Source organism: Pedobacter deserti (assembly GCF_024436415.1).
GTDB classification, from domain to species: domain Bacteria; phylum Bacteroidota; class Bacteroidia; order Sphingobacteriales; family Sphingobacteriaceae; genus Pedobacter; species Pedobacter faecalis.
Genome location: NZ_JAFMZQ010000001.1, coordinates 1,821,094 through 1,839,801, shown reverse-complemented (window position 1 = coordinate 1,839,801; position 18,708 = coordinate 1,821,094). Strand labels below are relative to the sequence as shown.

The following is an 18,708-nucleotide window of genomic DNA, read 5'->3' as shown; positions in this document are numbered from 1 at the left end:
TAACCACGCACAAATGATGAGAAAATTTTACTTTTTTATTTTTATTTTATTTAGTGGCGTTCTGACTAAAGCTCAGAAAACACGAGTATCCCTGGAGACGGAACTGGGCAAACTAGCCGCTATCGCCGACCTGCCTAAGTATGTGAGCAACACAACTGTTCATCAGTTCTCGTCGTACGACCGGACCGGCAACAATGATGACGGCTTTAGCGGAAAGTATTCATTCATCCGAAAAGAGAAAGACAGTTCGCTGGTCATTTTTGAGGCTAAGGGAAAAGGGGTAATTAATCGCATCTGGACTCCAACCCCAACAGATGATATCCTTGATTTTTATTTCGATGGGTCGACTAAGCCCTCTTATTCCATTAAGTTCTCTGATCTTTTTTCCGGAAAGGTTTTTCCCTTTGTAGCGCCGCTTACCGGAAATGAACTCGGGGGATTCTTTTGTTATCTGCCTATATCCTACAGAAATGGTTGTAAGATTGTCTTCCGTGGCAAGCAGCTTCAGTTCTATCAGATTCAATACAGGATTTATCCAAACAATGCCAACGTAGAAACCTTCAGTGCTCAGGCGGCCTTAAACGCCAAACCTGCTTTGGAGGCTTTGAAAAAATCGTGGGAAAATCCGAGGCCGATCGGAACAACACCCATACATGTTTCTACAGTCTTAATGCCAGGAAAATCGGTTACGCTGGCGGATCTGAATCATTCAGGTCGCATCACTGGTATGCGTATCGGCAACGCTGAAGCGTTCAGAGGTTTGAATAAGCTGGTCTCAATAAAAATGACCTGGGATGATGAGGCCCCGGCGGTGTATATGCCTCTTGCAGACTTCTTCGGCTACGCCTATGGCCGTGAGTCAATGCAAAGCCTCTTGCTCGGAACAGCCGCAAACGTCAATTATTGCTATTTCCCTATGCCGTTTGAAAATAAGGCAAAAATAGAGTTGATTTATCATGAGGACGGTGAGGCCAAACCAATACAGGTTGAAGCAGATATCTTCCTGAACAATGAGAAATACGACCCCAAGACCGAAGGTAAATTTTACAGTTTTTGGCATGCGGATAAGGTTACTGAACCTGGAAAACCTCACCTGTTTCTTGAAGGAAAAGGTAGAGGGCATTATGTTGGAACGCTACTGCAGGCGCAAGGTCTGGAGCCTGGTATGACCTTATTTTTTGAGGGCGATGACGTGATGACGGTTGATGGTGAACTCAGGATGCATGGTACCGGATCTGAGGACTATTTTAATGGTGGCTGGTATGCATTGCTCGACAGATGGGACACTAAGATGAGCCTTCCGCTACACGGTGCTCTCGATTATTCGCTGACGTTTGCAAGAACCGGCGGCTACAGACTGTTTATTGGTGATAAGGTTCCGTTCAATAAGCAAATACTGCATACAATAGAGCATGGCCCTGAAAACAACAATAAGCGGGGTGATTACACTTCTGTTGCTTTGTACTATGCCGACAAGATGATTACACAAAAGCAGGGGGAACCTGTTGGGGACCTTGTTAAGGTCTACATTCCTGATACGATGACGGTGTATCCTCAACTTACGAAATACAGTGTGTTAGGCGCTGTAAAGATAGATGGGGATGTATTGCACTCGACAACTGGCGGACAGGTAAAATTGGATTTGAGTGAGTTGCCAAAAGGGCATTACAAGTTGTACATGGATATAGTTAAATCGCCCGATGGCGCAACTGTTTCTGTTTGGCAAAGACAGAAACTGGCTGCTGAGGCTTTCTCGTTCTACTCAGATAAAAGAGAAGATCTGAAAAATGTCTACGTGTGTGACATTGATTTGGATGACTTTAAAAATGCGATCACACTGCACTTTAAACGTGATGATCGAAGATCAATAGTGAATTTAAACAGGCTGATATTGGTAAAAGAAAAGAAGTAGTCGGCGACTACTTCTTTCCCGCAATTACCTTCGTAAATTGTTGTGTATCAAGATATGTGTTCGCAAGCTGCCGAAGTTCGGCAGCTTCTATTGTTTTTATAGTGTTGATATAACGTTCGTAATAGTCGTAACCCAAGCCGGCGAAATAGATGTTTTTAAATTTATCTGCATGAGAAAAGGCATTTTCGAGGCTTCCTAACATTGATCCAAGCATGTAGTTACGCACAAGGTCGAGCTCTTGTACGGGTATAACGTCCTGCTGCAAAATCAATATCTCTTTCTCAATTTCATCCATGGCCGATGTGCATACCTCTGTACCTACCTCTGTAGCCAGAAAAAAGTATCCAGCATCTTTCATTGAGGCTACAGCAGACCCTATTCCGTAGGTGTAGCCTTTATCTTCGCGGATATTGGCCATGAGCCGCGACCCAAAATACCCACCCAGTACGCAATTGAGCACTTGCAGTCCCGGAAAATCCGGATGTTGACGGTTGATGGCTATCGTACCCATCCGGATGGCCGATTGCAAGGCATCGGGCCGATCGATAAGGACTTCTCGGCCTTGAGGCATATCAAAAGTGAACTTGTTAACAGTTGCCGGACCTTGATTAACCCAGGGCTTTCCAAAGATATTGTTCAACACGGCCAGTTCGCTGCCGGTAAACCTGCCCGCCGCTATCACAGTACAATTCCAGGGAGTATATGCGGCATGGAAATACTCAAGCAGTTGCGATCTGGTTAGCCGGTCGTAATCCTCTGGTTCGATACCTGCACCATATGCAGTTTGGCCGAACAATTCATTTGCGAATGCCTTCCGGGCAAGAAAGTCGTTCTTCTGAAGATTGACCTGTAATGATTGTTTTTGGTTTTGTGTGTATATGCTGAGCTCATGGTCGGAGAAATCACTTTCGTTTAAGATGGAAAAGATCACAGGTAACACATTTTGCAGGTGTTTGTTGAGCGTATACAGTTTTACACTGGAATGATCAGCTCCATATTCAGTTTGAAGGAAAGCGCCATAGTAGTCTACATGATCAGCGATTTCTTTAGCGCTAAGCTCGCGGGTACCATTATTGATCAACTGGCTGACCGCGGCAGCCTGAAGTGGCCTTGATGGATTCCAGTTTACATTGTTAAAGATGAACTCAATTCGCACCAGTTCCTGCTGACCAGCATTGATTATGAATACAGGGATGCCATTGTCAAGCTCATGCCTTACAGGTTCAAAAAATGTAATGTCGTCGACCATTTTCGACTCGGGTGCCAGCGTCCTGTTAAGCATGATCAGTAGTTAAGTAATATAGAATAGAACATTTTTCCTCTGTGAAGGTCGCATTTGCAGCTTCCTGTATGCGCTTGGACGTAACACCGAGATATCTTTCAATCTCCGTATTGAGGAGATCCGCATCGCCGAGCAGTTCGTAGTAAGCCAAATTCATGGCCTTGTCGAGCAAACTCATTTCCGCAAACATCATTATAGATTCTGATTTATTTTTTACTTTGGTGAGCTCTTGTTCGGATACCTCATGATGCCGGAGTTTTTTAAGTTCTGTCCATATAGCTTGTTCTGCTGTCCGGATCGGAACTCCCTTAACCAACTTCCCTTCTACGATAAACAGTCCCTCATCTATACTGCTGGTAATATATGCGTGTATATCGCTAAACAACTGTTGATCTTTGAGCAAACTGTTATATAACCTGGACGACTGACCCTGCGAAAGGATGTCGGACATCAGATCATAGGTCTGATACTCGGGGTGGCTGCGCGGGGGCATCTTAAAGGCCATATAAATAGCGTCAAGAGGCACTTCTGCATACGTCGTTTCCCGTCGAACCTCGGTCTGCGGCGCTTCCGAAGGCAGATTTCGCTCATAGCGCGTACCTGAGGGAATTGGCGCAAACCATTTCTCGGCCAAAGCTAATACCTCGTTGGTATTGACATTGCCCCCAACAACCATGATGGCATTGGCTGGGCTGTAATGCTTATTGAAAAAGGCCTTTACATCTTCCATTTTGGCGGTCTCTATCTGTTCAAGATCCTGACCAATTGTTGCCCAGCGGTATGGATGTGTTTTGTATGCTAATGGCCGGAGTTTAAGCCATACATCGCCGTAGGGCTGATTCAGATAACGTTGCTTAAATTCTTCGCATACCACATTTCTTTGTGTTTCGAGACTTTTCTCCGAAAAGGCCAGGCTAAGCATGCGATCGCTTTCCAGCCAGAAGGCTGTTTCGAGATTCGCGGCAGGAAGGGTAATGTAATAGTTGGTAATGTCGTTGCTTGTAAATGCGTTATTTTCTCCCCCAACACGTTGCAAAGGCTCATCATAAACCGGGATATTGACGGAGCCGCCGAACATAAGGTGTTCGAACAGATGCGCGAAACCCGTTTTACCTTCCTCCTCATCCCTGGCGCCGACATCGTACAAAATATTTAAAACAGCCATTGGGGTTGTGTTATCTTCGTGTACAAGAACGCGAAGCCCATTGGATAAAGTGAACCGGTTAAAATCTACCATAGAATAAGTTAATAGGTCCAAACATAGATAAAATAGTTCTCTTATGGTATATTTGTAATATGGAAACTGCCAATTTGCTGCAAAGGGCTCTCGATTTTGACTTCCTGACGATAGAGGAAGGTATGTACCTTTATCATCATGCGGCGACCGCTGAGCTTGCTTTCGTGGCCAATGAGCTCAGAAAGAAACAGGTACCGGATGGCAAAGTGACCTGGCAAATTGACCGGAATGTGAATACGACCAATGTCTGTATCGCAAACTGTAAATTTTGCAACTTCTTCCGAAGGCCTGGCCACGAGGAGAGTTATATCACGGATATTGACACGTATAAGGTTAAAATTGAAGAGACGTTCAGACTAGGCGGTGATCAGTTGCTTTTGCAGGGCGGTCACCACCCGGATCTTGGCCTTGACTTTTACGCTAACCTGTTCAGACAACTTAAGGAGCTTTATCCGGACCTGAAACTTCATGCATTAGGCCCGCCAGAGATTGCACACGTTGCCAAACTGGAGGGGAAGTCGCATACCGAGGTACTTCGCACGTTAAAAGAGGCAGGCTTGGATTCTCTGCCTGGTGCCGGAGCGGAGATTCTGAACGACAGGGTAAGGCGACTTATCTCTAAAGGCAAATGCGGCGGACAGGAATGGCTGGATGTCATGCGTGCAGCCCATCAGCTTGACATTACCACCTCAGCCACGATGATGTTTGGTCATGTGGAAACGATTGAGGAACGTTTTGAGCATCTGGTATGGATCAGGCAGGTGCAGCATGAAAAGCCAGCGGATGCAAACGGGTTCCTTGCGTTTATACCATGGCCATTTCAGGATGACGGAACCTTGCTGAAAAGACTAAGAGGGATCAGCAACAATGTGTCGGGGGATGAATATATCAGGATGCTGGCTTTAAGCAGGATTATGCTGCCTAACATAAAAAATATACAGGCTTCCTGGCTCACCGTTGGAAAAACAGTTGCCCAACTTTGCCTGCATGCAGGGGCTAACGACTTTGGGTCTATCATGATTGAAGAGAATGTGGTATCGGCTGCCGGTGCGCCCCATCGCTTTACAGCAAGCGGTATACAGACTGCAATCCGGGAAGCAGGATTTGAGCCGCAGCTACGGGGACAAAAATACAACTACCGGGATTTGCCGGAGCATCTGGAGGAGCAGGTTATCACTTATTAACAAATATTGATTTGAATGCCATTATCGTAGATGACGAGGAATTTGCAAGATCATCACTGTTTTTTTTGCTACAAGACAATTGTCCGCAAATACACATTTCGGGTATTGCCAAATCGGTAGCAGAGGCACGGATTTTACTTGCGCAAAACCAGGTAGATTTGATTTTCCTGGACATTGCGATGCCCGGAGAGAATGGCTTTGAACTGATTTCCACTGCCAACGAGCACAATGCTCATGTAATTTTTACGACTGCATACGATCAGTATGCCCTCAAAGCGATTAAGGCCAATGCCCTGGAGTACTTACTTAAGCCAATCGATATTGATGAGCTGAAGGAGGCGGTTGAAAAAGCGATGAGATATATTCCCGCGAATAAAACAGATTCCGACCGGGGCAAGCGACTTGGAAACCTCGCTGAAAACCTTGCTGACAGGAGCGGGATCACAAAAATCACCTTGCCGAATGGCCAGGGCTACAGCCTAATTGACGTCGATGACATCGTTTATATCGAAGCCGACAGTAATTACTCTGTTTTTCATTTAAGGAACGGGGATCAGATTACGGTTTCCAAGGTACTGAAGGAATACGAGGAAATTTTGCCAGACGACAGATTTCTGCGGATACACAAATCCACCATTATTAACCTCAACGACTTGAAGGAATTTAACTTCAAGCATGGTTACCAGGCAATTATGAAGTCTGGGGAGAAAATCACCGTATCGAGGCGGCGGGCAGCGGAGCTATCAGAGCGTTTAAGATCATATACTGACCTTCATGGCGAAAAGTAGCCGGCATGCATTAAAGGTCATCCCATTGTTTTGGCTGCTCGCGTTTTTCGCGGTCCCTGAGGCGACACATGCACAGACCGCCTACCTGCAGCATTTCACTACGAAGGAAGGACTGCCTAGCAATAATTGCTTTTTTACCCTTCAAGACCGCAACGGATACATTTGGGTGGCATCAGATGCAGGAGTAAGCCGCTTTGACGGACAGGTATTCGAGAATTTCTCGGTAGATGATGGACTACCAGATAACCAGATCTTACAATTGAGCGAGGACAATAAGGGGCGAATATGGTTTCTTGCATTGAACGGCCAACTGAGCTATTTTTTTAACGGAAGAATATTCAATGAAACTAGTGATCCACAACTTAAACTACTGAGGCTAAATGCAGTTATTGTGTCTTTCTTTCAGGATTCGAGAGGCCGGATATGGCTTGGCACGAATAAAAACATGTTGGTGATGTGGGATGGAAAACTTATAAGGAAGTTTATCTCTGCTAATCCCAAACGCCAATTCATAAATACTTTTGTCCACGAGGACGACCAGAACAGAATCTGGGCCTACAGCAACAACTGTGCTAGGCTACTTACAAGAGAGGGTTTTAAGGTTATACCGGGAAAATCGCGCCCGGTTTCTTATAAAGCTGCATTAAACATGCGCGATAAGAGCCTGGCTTACATCAATGATGATAGGCTGATTGTTGAGGGATCTCAAAATAGCCGAATTGTTATGCACCTGCAGAAAAAGTGGAAGGAGGCAGATCCGGGATATTTTCATTTCGATGGCAGCAATGTGTGGTTCAGTACCAATTCCGGCATTTTCCACCTGGATGACAAAGGAAATACGGTAAAATACCTGGATAAGATCTCCGTAAGTCAGGTAATTGAAGATGCGAGGCAAAATATGTGGTTTACCACCAACAACGGTGTTTACATGCTACCCCGTGTAGATGAGCGCCTGTTCATATTTAACGAGTCACACGGACTAGCTGGGGACGTGGTAAAAAGCCTCGAAAAAGACGATCGCGGGAACCTGTGGCTAGGCTTTGACAAACCTGCTATTGATGTAGTTAACGTTAAAAATTTCAAAGTGCAGCATCTGCCTGTTACGAATCCTTCCCGGTTCAAGCAGATTAAACAAATTAGCGTGGATTCAGCCAATCGATCCGTTTACTTTGCATCCGAATACGGACTTGGCAGGGTAGCCGATATGCATGGCATGCGTAAAATATCGTTGCTTCGGGAGACCAACGACGCTCTGTTCGTGCTTAAAAGTTTTTCTCTTGGCAGCAACCGTGAGCTCGCCATGGCACTTTCCTCAGGAACGGTAGTATTGAATGACAGGATCAACCATTTCGAATTCGATACGGGTTCTTTCAGCGAAAGCAAGGGGTTTTATAAAAACAGGGCATATTGCGTTTTCTATGACGCCTCGGGAGATTTATGGTTATCAAACATCAATGGGCTGTCGCACTTCTCTGGGGGACGGCTGCATGAATATTTCGAAAAAAGTCCGCTGCTAACAAGAAGGATCAATGACATCAAGGAGTTGCCAGACAGCACTCTGGTCCTGGCAACCGACGGTTACGGAATAATCTATCTCAAGAATAAGAAGGTAATTAAGGTCGTTACTCAGCGTGACGGATTAATGAATAATATCTGTAAGAAGCTGTTTGTACACGATAGAAGTGTTTGGGTTGTCACGAATTCCGGTATTAATAAAATCAAGCTTGACGGGCAGCGAGCAAGCGTGGAGACATTTGAACATACAAGTTCCTTACTAACTGACGGTGTGAACGGAATGTATATTGATGACAAGTACGCTTATTTCGCAACGGTCTGGGGGCTGGTCTATTTTTCTGCAAACAAGAGTGTCCCGGTTAATGAAGCACCAAAGGTATTCATCACATCGATAGTAAACGGTAAAGTAAAGCTGCAACTGAATAAGGCCCGCCATACAATCAGGCCAGTAAATAACACACTTACTTTTAACTACAGCGCTGTTGATTTCCAAAACAAAAATGTCACATACAGATACCGTTTACGCTCTAATGCTAGCTGGACAGAAACAAAAAACAGACGTTTGGAATTTTCATCTCTGGAACCTGGAGAATACACTTTTGAGTTAAGCGCCCGCTCGAACAATAGCGGATGGAGCAGTCCGGCGAGGATCAACTTCGTAATGGAAAAGTACTTTTGGCAGACTTGGTGGTTTTTCATGTGTATTACAGGAATTGTAGCATTAGCATTTTATAAGATTGCTCAGGTGGTTACAAAACAGCAGAAAAACAAGGTTCAGGAGCAGCTGCTCTTGAAAAACAAGATTCTGATGTTAGAACAGCGTGCGTTGCAGGCTATGATGAATCCGCATTTCGTTTTCAATGTAATGAATTCAATTCAGCACTACATTAACACAAAGGATCCGGCTTCGGCTAATAAAATTTTGACCGGGTTTGCACGTCTTATACGCAAGAATCTTGAGATATGTACGAAAAGTTTTATAACGCTTGACGAAGAACTTGAATACCTGAACTTATATCTCAGCCTGGAGAAAAAGCGATTTGGTGATAAGCTAAACTATCACATACATGTAGATGAGCGTATTGATAAGGAAGAAACGACAATTCCTTCCATGATACTTCAACCTTACGTTGAGAATGCCATTTGGCATGGCATCATGCCAAAAGAAAGCGGTGGCAATATTGATATAGATATCGCCCCTGATAAAGGACGGCTGATGATCAAGATTATCGATGATGGCATAGGAATAGAAAACTCTATAAGGGATAAAAAGCATGCTCAACATCAGAGCAAAGGGATGGAGCTTACAAAGGAGCGTATCAATTTGCTGAATGAGGTTGAAGCAAATCCGATACAGATCGATATTAAACAAGCGGGAAGCACAGGCACTTTTGTGTCTATTTCAATCCCCTTATCTAGTTAATTACCGTTTACTCAATTTTAACTACCATTAACTAAGTCACTATTCACACTTGTTATTTTTTGCATTAACATTGTCATAGATATTATAACAAACAGAGTTTGTAAATGCGTTCTTATAGAATTGATCAAAGATATTTTACCTAACCTAAATATATCTCAATTCAGGTTTCATTTGTGTGTTAAAAATGGTAAAGTCTAAAGCTTTACCATTTTTTTTTGCATATTCCAACTTCGGCATCTACCGCTATTTTGCAATAAATGTTACAGCCCATGGATTTTTGTTTTATTTTTGAAGTATTAAAAGATCCGAAAAAGACCGTTCTTTATTAATCAGGATTTTTGTAATTTTAAAAGAATAAACACAGGGAATAGTATTTTGTAATGAAAACTCCGAAGAAACCAATCAAGAAAAATCCATCAACCGATTCAGATGCAGAGATGGAAAATTCACATGAAGAACTCAGTCTTGGCCGGGCCTACGATGATGATGATGACGAAGATTTCGATATGCCTTTAGATGACCTTGACAGCTACGACAGCTTTGGCTCGGATGATGATGATGATGACTATTAATATTTATATCTAGATACCTGTAAAGCATCCCTCAAGGGATGCTTTTTATTTTACACCAATTGATGATGGAGCTCATACAAGTTACAGACCGGCACACAAAACAACAATTCCTTGACGTAGCCAGATGGATATATAGAAACGACGAAAACTGGATATGTCCGCTAGACAGGGATATAGAAGCAGTCTTTGACGAACAAAAGAATCCTTTTTTCGGCCATGGCAAATGTGAACGCTGGATACTGGCTGATAGTTCGGGCAAAATAATCGGCAGGATAGCCGCATTTATAAATGAAAAGAAAGCCTACCAGTACGATGTGCCGACGGGCGGTATGGGCTTTTTTGAATGTGTTGACGACAGGAAAGCTGCTTTTAAGCTTTTCGATCAAGCCAGGGACTGGCTACATAACCATGGCATGCAGGCCATGATCGGCCCTATCAATTTTGGGGAAAATGATTCTTTTTGGGGACTCCTGGTAGAAGGATTTACTCCCCCATCCTACGGAATGAATTACCACCTTCCCTACTATCACCAGTTTTTTATTGACTACGGTTTTGAAACCGAATATGAACAGATTACAAATCATCTTGCTGTAAGAACACCTTTTCCTGAGCGCTTCACGAAAATTGCGAATTGGGTAGCTGCCAAACCAGGATACAGATTTGAACATTTCTCCAAAAAGAATCCCTTAAAATATGTAAACGACCTGATGGAGATTTACAATGATGCTTGGCGCGACTTTGAGAACTTCGTGCCTATTAAGCGGGAGACATTGGAGGAATCTTTCGAAAAGATGAAGCTGATTATGGATGAAAAGCTAATCTGGTTTGCTTATGTAAACAATGAGCCCGCTTCATTTATCGTCATCATCCCCGATGCCAACCAAATGATACGTGGATTAAATGGAAAAATGGGTCTTGGGGGAATGTTGAAATTTATATACCGAAAAATAAGAGGTGTGAAGAGAATGAGAGCTGTTGTGATGGGCACAAAGCAAGCTTTCCAAAAGCACGGGCTTGAATCTGCACTCTTTATCAAGCTGAAGGAATACGTACTGCCAAAAAACCAGTACGATGAACTGGAATTATCGTGGGTGGGAGACTTTAATGACAAGATGCTCGCGATACATGAAGCGACAGGTGCCGTACTGGGAAAACGACACCTTACGCTGCGTAAACGTTTTCGCTAAGGACTATTTTTCCCGAATCTCTTCGTAAAGGTCAATAATTTTCTTTTGTAGCCTTATAATCTCTTCTTCCCGTTGCGTTAGTTTTGCCTTGAGCGTACCGATCTCCGCGGCATGTTCCGCGTGCGGATTTTCGTCTTCCTTTGAGATAATTTCCACGGTCGAGACCTCAAATAATTCAGCAATCTGAGCCAGTCTGGAAACGTTGATGTCCGTTATTCCGGTTTCTATCTTAGAAAAGGCGGGAATTGATATTTTCAATTGCCGGGCTACATCTCCCTGACTCCAACCCTTTCTTTGACGCAAGCGCCTAATGTTCTTACCAATAAAATTCATTGCTGTTATGTTTGTCAGTGTACTGCGAGCTAGGGATTCACGGTCAAGTCACGTGCCAACTCTTCCAGATTTATGCCCGAAAAATTCCCCGAACTCATCAAAAGGAGATTCGCTTGATAAAAATTTATACCAAGTAGGTAACTCATAAGGGCCTCTGCACGATCAAAAAATATAATCCTGTCACTATTAAAAGCCGTTTGCACATCTGTCTCGGTAAATGGCTCCATGTTTTTGTGCTTAAAGATTTCTCTATCAATAAATACAACTTGAATGTCGGCGCCAATCATACTATCAGCATATTGCTTGAGGAATGCTTTATTCAAACTACTATAGGTATGCAGTTCGATACAGGCAACCAATCTCCTTTCAGTAAATTGTGCTTTTACAGCTTCAATTGTTGCTTTAAGTTTCGAAGGCGAATGGGCAAAATCTTTGAAGACGGCGGTTCCCTCCTCATTACGCAACGGCTCAAGCCTCTTGGCCGCGCCGGTGAATGACTGGATTGCCGAATTGAAATCAGCTGCGTCAATTCCGAGCTGCTCACACACAATTCTGGCTGCATTCAGGTTCATGAGATTGTGGTTGCCGAAAATCTTCAATGGCGTACGTCCGGGCATTAAGTAGGTGATACCCCCGGTGATCTTGTGAGGAGGAACCTCGTATGGGATCTTTTTTATATGATACTGTGAATTTTCAGCGATACGCTTCAAATCGGTATCCGACTCACAGTAAATCAGTGTACCATCCGGCTCTATGGTCTCTATAAATATTTCAAACTGGCGAACATAATCCGCATACGTAGGGAACACATTAATGTGGTCCCATGCTATACCGCTAATAACAGCTATATTAGCCTTGTAGAGATGGAACTTAGGGCGCCTGTCTATCGGCGATGCCAGATATTCATCTCCTTCTATAATGACTATCGGCGCTGACTCAGTGAGCCCAACCATAGTATCAAATCCGGTAAGTTGGGCACCAACGAGGTAGTCAAATTCTCGCTTATAATAGTTTAGCACATGTAATATCATGGAAGTAATCGTAGTTTTACCATGACTACCTCCTACGACTACCCGCAGCTTATCCTTTGTCTGCTCATAGATATACGCTGGATAGGAATAGATATTTAAACCAAGTTCGCGCGCACGGACCAGCTCGGGATTGTCTTCCAGAGCATGCATACCAAGAATTATCGCATCGATATCGTTCGTGATAAGCGTCGGATCCCAGCCCAGCCTGTCCGGAAAAATTCCATGCCTTTCAAGGCGACTTGCTGAAGGTTCAAATATCATGTCATCAGAGCCTGTGACCTGATATCCCTTTTTATGAAGTGCTATCGCAAGGTTGTGCATGGCACTACCACCTATTGCAATGAAGTGTATCCGCATATTCTAGAGTTTACTGATGCTAAATTACGCCTTTTTAAAATGAGCAGCCACCCATTCCCCGTTCTTTTTATGATCTACGTAGGCTATGCCGGAAGCAGTACAAGCTTCTCTGATCATCTGCAGGTCCGGCAATTCATAAAAGCCACTGAAGAATATACTGCCTCCTGGTTTAAGAGCCCTTTCATAAGATGATATCTGATCGAGGAGAATATTGCGATTAATATTTGCCAGAATCACATCAAAAAACCGGTCGGGAATCTGCTCCTTACTTCCGCAGATCGCCTCAACGCCTCCTATATTATTCAAACCCGCATTTTCTATAGTGCTCAAATAGCAAATCTCATCGTTGTCAATAGCAACAAGAGAGCCCGCCCCTAACTTGGCAGACAAAATCGCCAAGATCCCTGTGCCACACCCCATATCAAGCACCGACTTGTCGCGCAGGTCTTGTGTGAGCAGGTATTCCATCATCATGGTCGTGGTCTGGTGATGGCCGGTTCCAAAAGCCATCTTGGGATCGATGACTATTTCATATTGATACTCCGGATGAGGCTCATGAAAAGTTGCACGCACATAACACTGGCCGGCTATGGTCAATGGCTCAAAATTCTTCTCCCAGGTTTCGTTCCAGTTTTCAGCCTCTACCTCCTGGACGGAATATGCATACTCGATGCCTTCATCTAATGTTTCCAGCACCTCTCTGAGTTGATCTTCCCGAAAATCCGATTTATTAATAAATCCAGAGAACCCTTCAGGAGTATCTTCAAAAGTATTAAACCCGGTGTCGGCGAGTTCCGCTATTAACAAGTCCTTCTGGTACTCTTCAATCCCACGGAAAGTGAAGTCGACTTGTATATATTGCATCAGCTGTTGAATGTTTTAACGATATCCACGAAGTCTCTGGATTTTAGTGAAGCACCACCAATTAAACCACCATCAATGTCGGGCTGTGCAAAAAGATCTGCAGCATTTTTCGGATTGCAACTGCCACCGTAAAGAATGGTCGTATTTTCTGCCACTGCTGCATCGTATTTTGCCGCGATTTGTTGCCTGATGAAGGCGTGAACTTCCTGCGCCTGTTCAGATGTAGCGGTAAGCCCTGTGCCTATTGCCCAAACCGGCTCATAAGCAATAACGAGTTTGGAAAATTGCCCAGTTGAAACATTAAAAATTCCCTCTTCAAGCTGAGTTTTCAGGACGTCAAAATAACTGCCGTTATTTCTCTCATCAAGCGTTTCCCCGATGCAGAAAATAGGCGTGAGACCGTTCTCAAGTGCTACTACAGTTTTTGCAGCCAGAAGCTGATTATCTTCCGAGAAGTACTGACGTCTTTCTGAGTGACCGACAATAACATATTCGGCGCCCACCGAACTGATCATTTTGGCAGATATTTCACCGGTATAAGCGCCACTCTCATTCTGATGGCAATTTTGGGCACCTATAGCAACAATGGAATTTCCGAGCTGAACAAGACTGTTCAGATGAATAAATGGTGCACAAATTACGGCCTGCTGATCTCCCTTTTTTTCATCTCTGACCATATTGACAATTTCGGAAAATAAAGATACACCTTCTTCATACCCAAGGTTCATTTTCCAGTTTCCAGCTACAATTTTCTTTCTCATAATTGATTGATTATATATTTCCTACCCAGATATTAGAACCTGCGGTATACATTTGTGTTCTCAAAAATCTCAGACAGAATATCCTTATCCATCTGACCAAAATCCATATTCCTGCGTGCATAAACCTTTTCAGCGGTCTCAAACATCTTGTTTAATGCATATACTTCAAAGCCATGCGCTCCGCCCCAAGCAAAATCTGCTACAAAATTTCTGGGGAATCCTGCACCAAATACGTTAGCACCAACACCAACCACAGTTCCTGTGTTAAACATGGTATTGATACCACACTTAGCATGATCTGCCATAATCAGACCGCAGAACTGCAGCCCCGTCTTTCGGAAGGATTGGCGTTCGTAGTCCCATAATCTTACCTCTGCATAATTGTTTTTCAAGTTTGAGTTATTGGTATCGGCGCCAATATTACACCATTCACCCATCACCGCATTACCCAAATACCCATCGTGTCCTTTTGAAGAATGCCCCCAGATAACAGCGTTATTTATTTCCCCGCCTACACGGCTGCCCGGACCAATAGTAGTTTGGCCGTAAATTTTGGCGCCCATCTTCACCTGGGAATTATCACACAAGGCAAAGGAACCTTTGATATTACTCCCTTCCCACACCTGAGCATTGTACCCAAGATAAACCGGGCCGCTTCTCGTATTGAATGTCGCACATTCTGCTTCAGCTCCCTCTTCTGCAAAAAAATCTTCGCCAATAATGGTGTTAGTAGCGCTAAGAGCAAAAGAAGTGCGTCCTGCAGTTAAAAGCGAGAAATCTTTTCTTAATTCTGTATCGTTATACTTGAAAATGTCCTCAGGAAACACGATCCTGATAAAGTCGCCTGCATAACTAATCCTTTTAAATCTACTTTCAAGATCAGCAATAGTCAACTCCCCGTCTGAACAATAAGCAAGGATGATATCGCCTTTAACAAGCATTTCCCCCGCTTCGAGTGCATGCACCGAGTCGACCAGCCGCACATCCGGGCAAACGGATCCATTGATAAACAACTTACCCTGGATTTTCTTAGGAAACTTCACTGAGAGATAGTTTTGGGAGATAAAACCAAACTCACGTGCTTTCAGATGCTTTTGCCACTTTTCAGCGATAGTCAGAATTCCGACTCTTAGGTCTGCCACCGGTCTGGTGAAGGTTAGCGGACGCAGGGATTGCCATGCGTTATCATCAAAAAGATTGATCGTCATAAGACGCAAAAATAAAAAAAGTCCCGTAGCAACAGCCACGGGACTTCAAAAACTTTAATAGAAATGTATTATTTCTTAGCGTAACGGGTCTTGAATTTGTCGATACGACCAGCTGTATCAACAAGCTTCATTTTACCAGTATAAAATGGGTGTGAAGTGTGAGAAATCTCCAATTTGTAAAGTGGATATTCATTTCCGTCTTCCCATTGAATCGTTTCTTTAGTATCTACACAAGACTTAGTTAAAAAAGCATAGTCGTTAGACATATCTTTGAATACAACAAATCTATAGTTTGATGGATGCAGATCTTTTTTCATATTATTGTTATGTACTTGTTAGTCGCTTATTTTAAGGTTGCAAATATCCTTTTTTTATTTTGAATTTACAAATACAAATACAAATAAGGCGAAACGCTATATGTCTGCCCTGATGTCCTGACATAGCTCTATTAACACACCGTTTGTATCTTTAGGATGCACGAAGCAGATCAGTTTCCCGTCGGCTCCTTTTTTTGGCTTGTTGTTAAGCAACACAAATCCTTCCTTATTAAGACGTTCCATTTCCAGCATTATATCGTCTACATCGAAAGCTATATGATGAATACCTTCACCACGCTTATCTAAAAATTTCTTGATTGCGCTATCCGCACTCGTGGCAGATAACAATTCTATCTTGTTTGCACCGACTTTAAAAAATGCGGTGTTAACTCCTTCACTATCTACGGTTTCCCGTTTATAGCATGACACACCCAGCAGCTTTTCATATACCATGCACGACGCTTCCATATCTTTTACAGCAATCCCTATGTGTTCAATCCTTTTCATAGCATTAGGTACGTTATTTAAATGTAAAAATGCAGTTTTCAGTTATACTCTCATAGCTATTATTTATAATTATTGGCATTCTTTTTTCGTACATTTGTATATCATTAAGCATATATAACACATGGAACTTCCTATTTACCTGGATAATAATGCTACGACACCTCTCGATCCGAGAGTTTTAGAAGCAATGTTACCCTACTTCACAAATAAATTTGGCAATGCGGCAAGCCGCAATCACGCTTTCGGCTGGGTTGCAGAAGAGGCAGTAGACTATGCCCGTGAGCAGGTTGCTAAACTGATTGGCTGTACAGAGAAAGAAATCATATTTACATCCGGCGCTACCGAAGCAGACAACCTTGGCATAAAGGGAGTGTTTGAAATGTACCAGGATAAGGGTAACCATATTATTACGGCGACCACAGAACATAAAGCGGTTCTAGATACCTGTAAACACCTCGAAAAAGTAGGTGCGCGGGTCACTTATCTTAAAGTTAAGGAAGATGGCCTTATTGATCTTCAGGAACTTGAGGCTGCAATGACCGAACAAACCATCCTGGTTACGATTATGTATGGAAATAACGAGATTGGCGTTATTCAACCAATTAAGGAAATCGCAGCTATCGCACACAGCCATGGCGCCCTTTTCATGACCGACGCTACACAGGCTGTTGGTAAAATTCCTGTAAACGTAAATGAAGATGGCATTGACCTTATGGCATTTTCGGCCCATAAAATGTACGGACCTAAAGGTGTGGGCGCATTATATGTACGCCGCAAAAACCCGAGGGTTAAGGTAACAGCACAAATGGATGGCGGCGGCCATGAACGTGGAATGCGCTCAGGGACATTAAATGTACCCGGCATTGTGGGATTAGGCAAAGCTTGTGAGCTGTGCCGGCTGGAAATGGATCAGGAAGCACAGCGTCTGTCAGCATTGCGCGACAAACTTGAGCGTTCCCTTACGGAGCTTGAAGAAAGCTATGTAAACGGAAATGTGCAGCATCGTTTGCCACATGTGTCTAACATATCGTTTAAATATGTCGAAGGAGAAGGTTTAATGATGGCGATGAAAGATCTGGCTGTTTCTTCGGGCTCAGCATGTACTTCAGCTTCCTTAGAACCGTCTTATGTATTAAAAAGCCTGGGCCTTTCAGACGATCTGGCACATTCTTCGATAAGATTCGGACTGGGGCGGTTTACTACAGAGGAGGAAATTGATTACGCAATAGAAAACACCAAAAACGCCGTTAACCATCTGAGAAACCTTTCACCGCTATGGGAAATGTTTAAGGAAGGAATTGATTTAAGTAAAATCGAGTGGGCAGAACACTAAAAAACTAATATTATGGCATACTCAGAAAAAGTAATGGAACATTATACCAACCCAAGAAACGTTGGTACTTTAAATAAAGACAGTAAATCTGTAGGGACCGGCCTGGTTGGGGCTCCTGAGTGCGGAGACGTTATGCGTTTACAAATTGAAGTGAACGAGAACAACGTTATTACTGACGCGAAGTTCAAGACATTTGGTTGCGGATCAGCGATTGCTTCTTCCTCGCTAGCCACAGAGTGGTTAAAGGGGAAAACGGTAGACGAAGCATTGGCTATCGACAATATGGATATTGTGGAAGAACTGGCTTTACCTCCTGTGAAGATTCACTGTTCGGTACTGGCAGAAGATGCGATCAAATCCGCCATTAACGACTATCGTGTAAAAAATGGCTTGGAGCCAATCGAACTTGCTAAATCTCACCATTAATCAATAAGTGGTTAGTCCAGCAAGGGTATAATTTTTAGATTTATGATTACGATCACCGATAAAGCGAAAAGTAAGATTGACCATCTGATGCAAGATTCAGCGCTGGATAACAGCTACTTTTTACGGGTCTCTGTTAAAGGCGGAGGCTGCTCGGGTTTGTCTTATAACCTGGATTTTGACAACGAAGAAAAAACGGGTGACCAGTTTTTTGAAGACAAGGGTATCAAGATTGCTTTAGATATGAAATCCTTCCTATATCTGGCGGGTACGGAACTTGATTTTTCGGACGGGCTGAATGGCAAAGGGTTTAATTTTAACAATCCGAATGCCAGCCGTTCTTGTGGCTGCGGAGAGAGTTTCTCTGTATAGCTTGAAAAAATGCGAAAGAAAAGGGTGCTGGAAGGCACCCTTTTTTTATGGCAAACAAATTGACCCGAATTGCATTTATTATTGTAAACTTTTATCATTGTG

The 18,708-nt window shown here is 43.3% G+C and carries 18 protein-coding genes; 9 read left to right on the top strand and 9 right to left on the bottom strand.

The features are described from left to right. Positions 1 to 13 precede the first annotated feature (13 nt). On the top strand, positions 14 to 1,912 hold the full coding sequence (locus tag J3P40_RS08335) for a glycoside hydrolase family 172 protein (protein WP_256004563.1): 1,899 nt from the start codon (positions 14 to 16) through the stop codon (positions 1,910 to 1,912). Positions 1,913 to 1,919: 7 nt separating this feature from the next. Here J3P40_RS08335 and J3P40_RS08330 read toward each other — a convergent pair whose 3' ends face one another. Next, positions 1,920 to 3,194 (bottom strand): M16 family metallopeptidase, encoded by a 1,275-nt coding sequence (locus tag J3P40_RS08330; protein WP_256004560.1) that lies wholly within the window; start codon positions 3,192 to 3,194, stop codon positions 1,920 to 1,922. Next, complete coding sequence (locus J3P40_RS08325) at positions 3,187 to 4,431, bottom strand: M16 family metallopeptidase (RefSeq protein WP_256004557.1); 1,245 nt, start codon at positions 4,429 to 4,431, stop codon at positions 3,187 to 3,189. The genes J3P40_RS08330 and J3P40_RS08325 overlap by 8 nt, the downstream gene beginning before the upstream one ends. A gap of 59 nt (positions 4,432 to 4,490) precedes the next feature. Here J3P40_RS08325 and mqnC point away from each other — a divergent pair, with 59 nt between their 5' ends. The 5 genes from mqnC to J3P40_RS08300 all read left to right on the top strand — a co-directional run bounded on the left by mqnC (position 4,491) and on the right by J3P40_RS08300 (position 11,100). Next, complete coding sequence (gene mqnC, locus J3P40_RS08320) at positions 4,491 to 5,615, top strand: cyclic dehypoxanthinyl futalosine synthase (protein WP_256004554.1); 1,125 nt, start codon at positions 4,491 to 4,493, stop codon at positions 5,613 to 5,615. Between the two features lie 11 nt (positions 5,616 to 5,626). Then, positions 5,627 to 6,403 (top strand): LytR/AlgR family response regulator transcription factor, encoded by a 777-nt coding sequence (locus tag J3P40_RS08315; protein WP_256004552.1) that lies wholly within the window; start codon positions 5,627 to 5,629, stop codon positions 6,401 to 6,403. Continuing rightward, positions 6,390 to 9,341: a sensor histidine kinase gene (locus J3P40_RS08310; protein ID WP_256004549.1), complete on the top strand. Its 2,952-nt coding sequence runs from the start codon at positions 6,390 to 6,392 to the stop codon at positions 9,339 to 9,341. Before J3P40_RS08315 ends, J3P40_RS08310 begins: the two co-directional genes overlap by 14 nt. Positions 9,342 to 9,778: 437 nt before the next feature. Then, on the top strand, positions 9,779 to 9,913 hold the full coding sequence (locus J3P40_RS08305) for a hypothetical protein (RefSeq protein WP_256004547.1): 135 nt from the start codon (positions 9,779 to 9,781) through the stop codon (positions 9,911 to 9,913). Between the two features lie 65 nt (positions 9,914 to 9,978). Continuing rightward, entirely contained in the window at positions 9,979 to 11,100 is a 1,122-nt protein-coding gene (locus tag J3P40_RS08300; RefSeq protein ID WP_256007063.1) for a GNAT family N-acetyltransferase, read from the top strand. A gap of 3 nt (positions 11,101 to 11,103) precedes the next feature. Here J3P40_RS08300 and J3P40_RS08295 read toward each other — a convergent pair whose 3' ends face one another. The 7 genes from J3P40_RS08295 to mce all read right to left on the bottom strand — a co-directional run bounded on the left by J3P40_RS08295 (position 11,104) and on the right by mce (position 16,478). Beyond that, positions 11,104 to 11,433, bottom strand: a complete 330-nt coding sequence (locus J3P40_RS08295) for a helix-turn-helix domain-containing protein (RefSeq protein WP_256004544.1) — start codon at positions 11,431 to 11,433, stop codon at positions 11,104 to 11,106. A 29-nt stretch (positions 11,434 to 11,462) separates the two neighbouring features. Continuing rightward, complete coding sequence (locus J3P40_RS08290; RefSeq protein ID WP_256004540.1) at positions 11,463 to 12,821, bottom strand: UDP-N-acetylmuramate--L-alanine ligase; 1,359 nt, start codon at positions 12,819 to 12,821, stop codon at positions 11,463 to 11,465. Positions 12,822 to 12,845: 24 nt separating this feature from the next. Continuing rightward, positions 12,846 to 13,685, bottom strand: a complete 840-nt coding sequence (gene prmA / locus J3P40_RS08285) for a 50S ribosomal protein L11 methyltransferase (protein ID WP_256004537.1) — start codon at positions 13,683 to 13,685, stop codon at positions 12,846 to 12,848. After that, entirely contained in the window at positions 13,685 to 14,446 is a 762-nt protein-coding gene (tpiA, locus tag J3P40_RS08280) for a triose-phosphate isomerase (RefSeq protein ID WP_256004534.1), read from the bottom strand. The genes prmA and tpiA overlap by 1 nt, the downstream gene beginning before the upstream one ends. A gap of 32 nt (positions 14,447 to 14,478) precedes the next feature. After that, on the bottom strand, positions 14,479 to 15,654 hold the full coding sequence (locus J3P40_RS08275; RefSeq protein WP_256004531.1) for a putative sugar nucleotidyl transferase: 1,176 nt from the start codon (positions 15,652 to 15,654) through the stop codon (positions 14,479 to 14,481). Between the two features lie 68 nt (positions 15,655 to 15,722). After that, a complete protein-coding gene (locus tag J3P40_RS08270; RefSeq protein WP_256004529.1) occupies positions 15,723 to 15,971 on the bottom strand; it encodes a type B 50S ribosomal protein L31 in 249 nt (82 codons plus the stop codon). 96 nt (positions 15,972 to 16,067) lie between these two features. Further along, positions 16,068 to 16,478, bottom strand: a complete 411-nt coding sequence (gene mce / locus J3P40_RS08265; RefSeq protein WP_256004526.1) for a methylmalonyl-CoA epimerase — start codon at positions 16,476 to 16,478, stop codon at positions 16,068 to 16,070. Between the two features lie 121 nt (positions 16,479 to 16,599). Between mce and J3P40_RS08260 the strand changes: the two genes are divergently transcribed. The 3 genes from J3P40_RS08260 to J3P40_RS08250 are packed head-to-tail and all read left to right on the top strand — an operon-like array spanning position 16,600 to position 18,606. Continuing rightward, positions 16,600 to 17,811, top strand: a complete 1,212-nt coding sequence (locus J3P40_RS08260) for an IscS subfamily cysteine desulfurase (RefSeq protein ID WP_256004523.1) — start codon at positions 16,600 to 16,602, stop codon at positions 17,809 to 17,811. Positions 17,812 to 17,823: 12 nt separating this feature from the next. After that, a complete protein-coding gene (gene iscU, locus J3P40_RS08255) occupies positions 17,824 to 18,237 on the top strand; it encodes a Fe-S cluster assembly scaffold IscU (protein ID WP_256004520.1) in 414 nt (137 codons plus the stop codon). 42 nt (positions 18,238 to 18,279) lie between these two features. Further along, the gene (locus tag J3P40_RS08250) at positions 18,280 to 18,606 is read left to right on the top strand and encodes a HesB/IscA family protein (protein WP_256004518.1); all 327 of its coding nucleotides are present in this window, start codon (positions 18,280 to 18,282) and stop codon (positions 18,604 to 18,606) included. Positions 18,607 to 18,708 lie beyond the last annotated feature (102 nt).

Excerpts from the sequence above, each read along its gene's own strand:
- J3P40_RS08335 (WP_256004563.1), top strand. The coding sequence starts at position 14 with ATGATGAGAAAATTTTACTTTTTTATTTTTATTTTATTTAGTGGCGTT.
- J3P40_RS08330 (WP_256004560.1), bottom strand. The coding sequence starts at position 3,194 with ATGCTTAACAGGACGCTGGCACCCGAGTCGAAAATGGTCGACGACATT.
- J3P40_RS08325 (WP_256004557.1), bottom strand. The coding sequence starts at position 4,431 with ATGGTAGATTTTAACCGGTTCACTTTATCCAATGGGCTTCGCGTTCTT.
- mqnC (WP_256004554.1), top strand. The coding sequence starts at position 4,491 with ATGGAAACTGCCAATTTGCTGCAAAGGGCTCTCGATTTTGACTTCCTG.
- J3P40_RS08310 (WP_256004549.1), top strand. The coding sequence starts at position 6,390 with ATGGCGAAAAGTAGCCGGCATGCATTAAAGGTCATCCCATTGTTTTGG.
- J3P40_RS08305 (WP_256004547.1), top strand. The coding sequence starts at position 9,779 with ATGGAAAATTCACATGAAGAACTCAGTCTTGGCCGGGCCTACGATGAT.
- J3P40_RS08300 (WP_256007063.1), top strand. The coding sequence starts at position 9,979 with ATGGAGCTCATACAAGTTACAGACCGGCACACAAAACAACAATTCCTT.
- J3P40_RS08295 (WP_256004544.1), bottom strand. The coding sequence starts at position 11,433 with ATGAATTTTATTGGTAAGAACATTAGGCGCTTGCGTCAAAGAAAGGGT.
- J3P40_RS08290 (WP_256004540.1), bottom strand. The coding sequence starts at position 12,821 with ATGCGGATACACTTCATTGCAATAGGTGGTAGTGCCATGCACAACCTT.
- prmA (WP_256004537.1), bottom strand. The coding sequence starts at position 13,685 with ATGCAATATATACAAGTCGACTTCACTTTCCGTGGGATTGAAGAGTAC.
- tpiA (WP_256004534.1), bottom strand. The coding sequence starts at position 14,446 with ATGAGAAAGAAAATTGTAGCTGGAAACTGGAAAATGAACCTTGGGTAT.
- J3P40_RS08275 (WP_256004531.1), bottom strand. The coding sequence starts at position 15,654 with ATGACGATCAATCTTTTTGATGATAACGCATGGCAATCCCTGCGTCCG.
- J3P40_RS08270 (WP_256004529.1), bottom strand. The coding sequence starts at position 15,971 with ATGAAAAAAGATCTGCATCCATCAAACTATAGATTTGTTGTATTCAAA.
- mce (WP_256004526.1), bottom strand. The coding sequence starts at position 16,478 with ATGAAAAGGATTGAACACATAGGGATTGCTGTAAAAGATATGGAAGCG.
- J3P40_RS08260 (WP_256004523.1), top strand. The coding sequence starts at position 16,600 with ATGGAACTTCCTATTTACCTGGATAATAATGCTACGACACCTCTCGAT.
- iscU (WP_256004520.1), top strand. The coding sequence starts at position 17,824 with ATGGCATACTCAGAAAAAGTAATGGAACATTATACCAACCCAAGAAAC.
- J3P40_RS08250 (WP_256004518.1), top strand. The coding sequence starts at position 18,280 with ATGATTACGATCACCGATAAAGCGAAAAGTAAGATTGACCATCTGATG.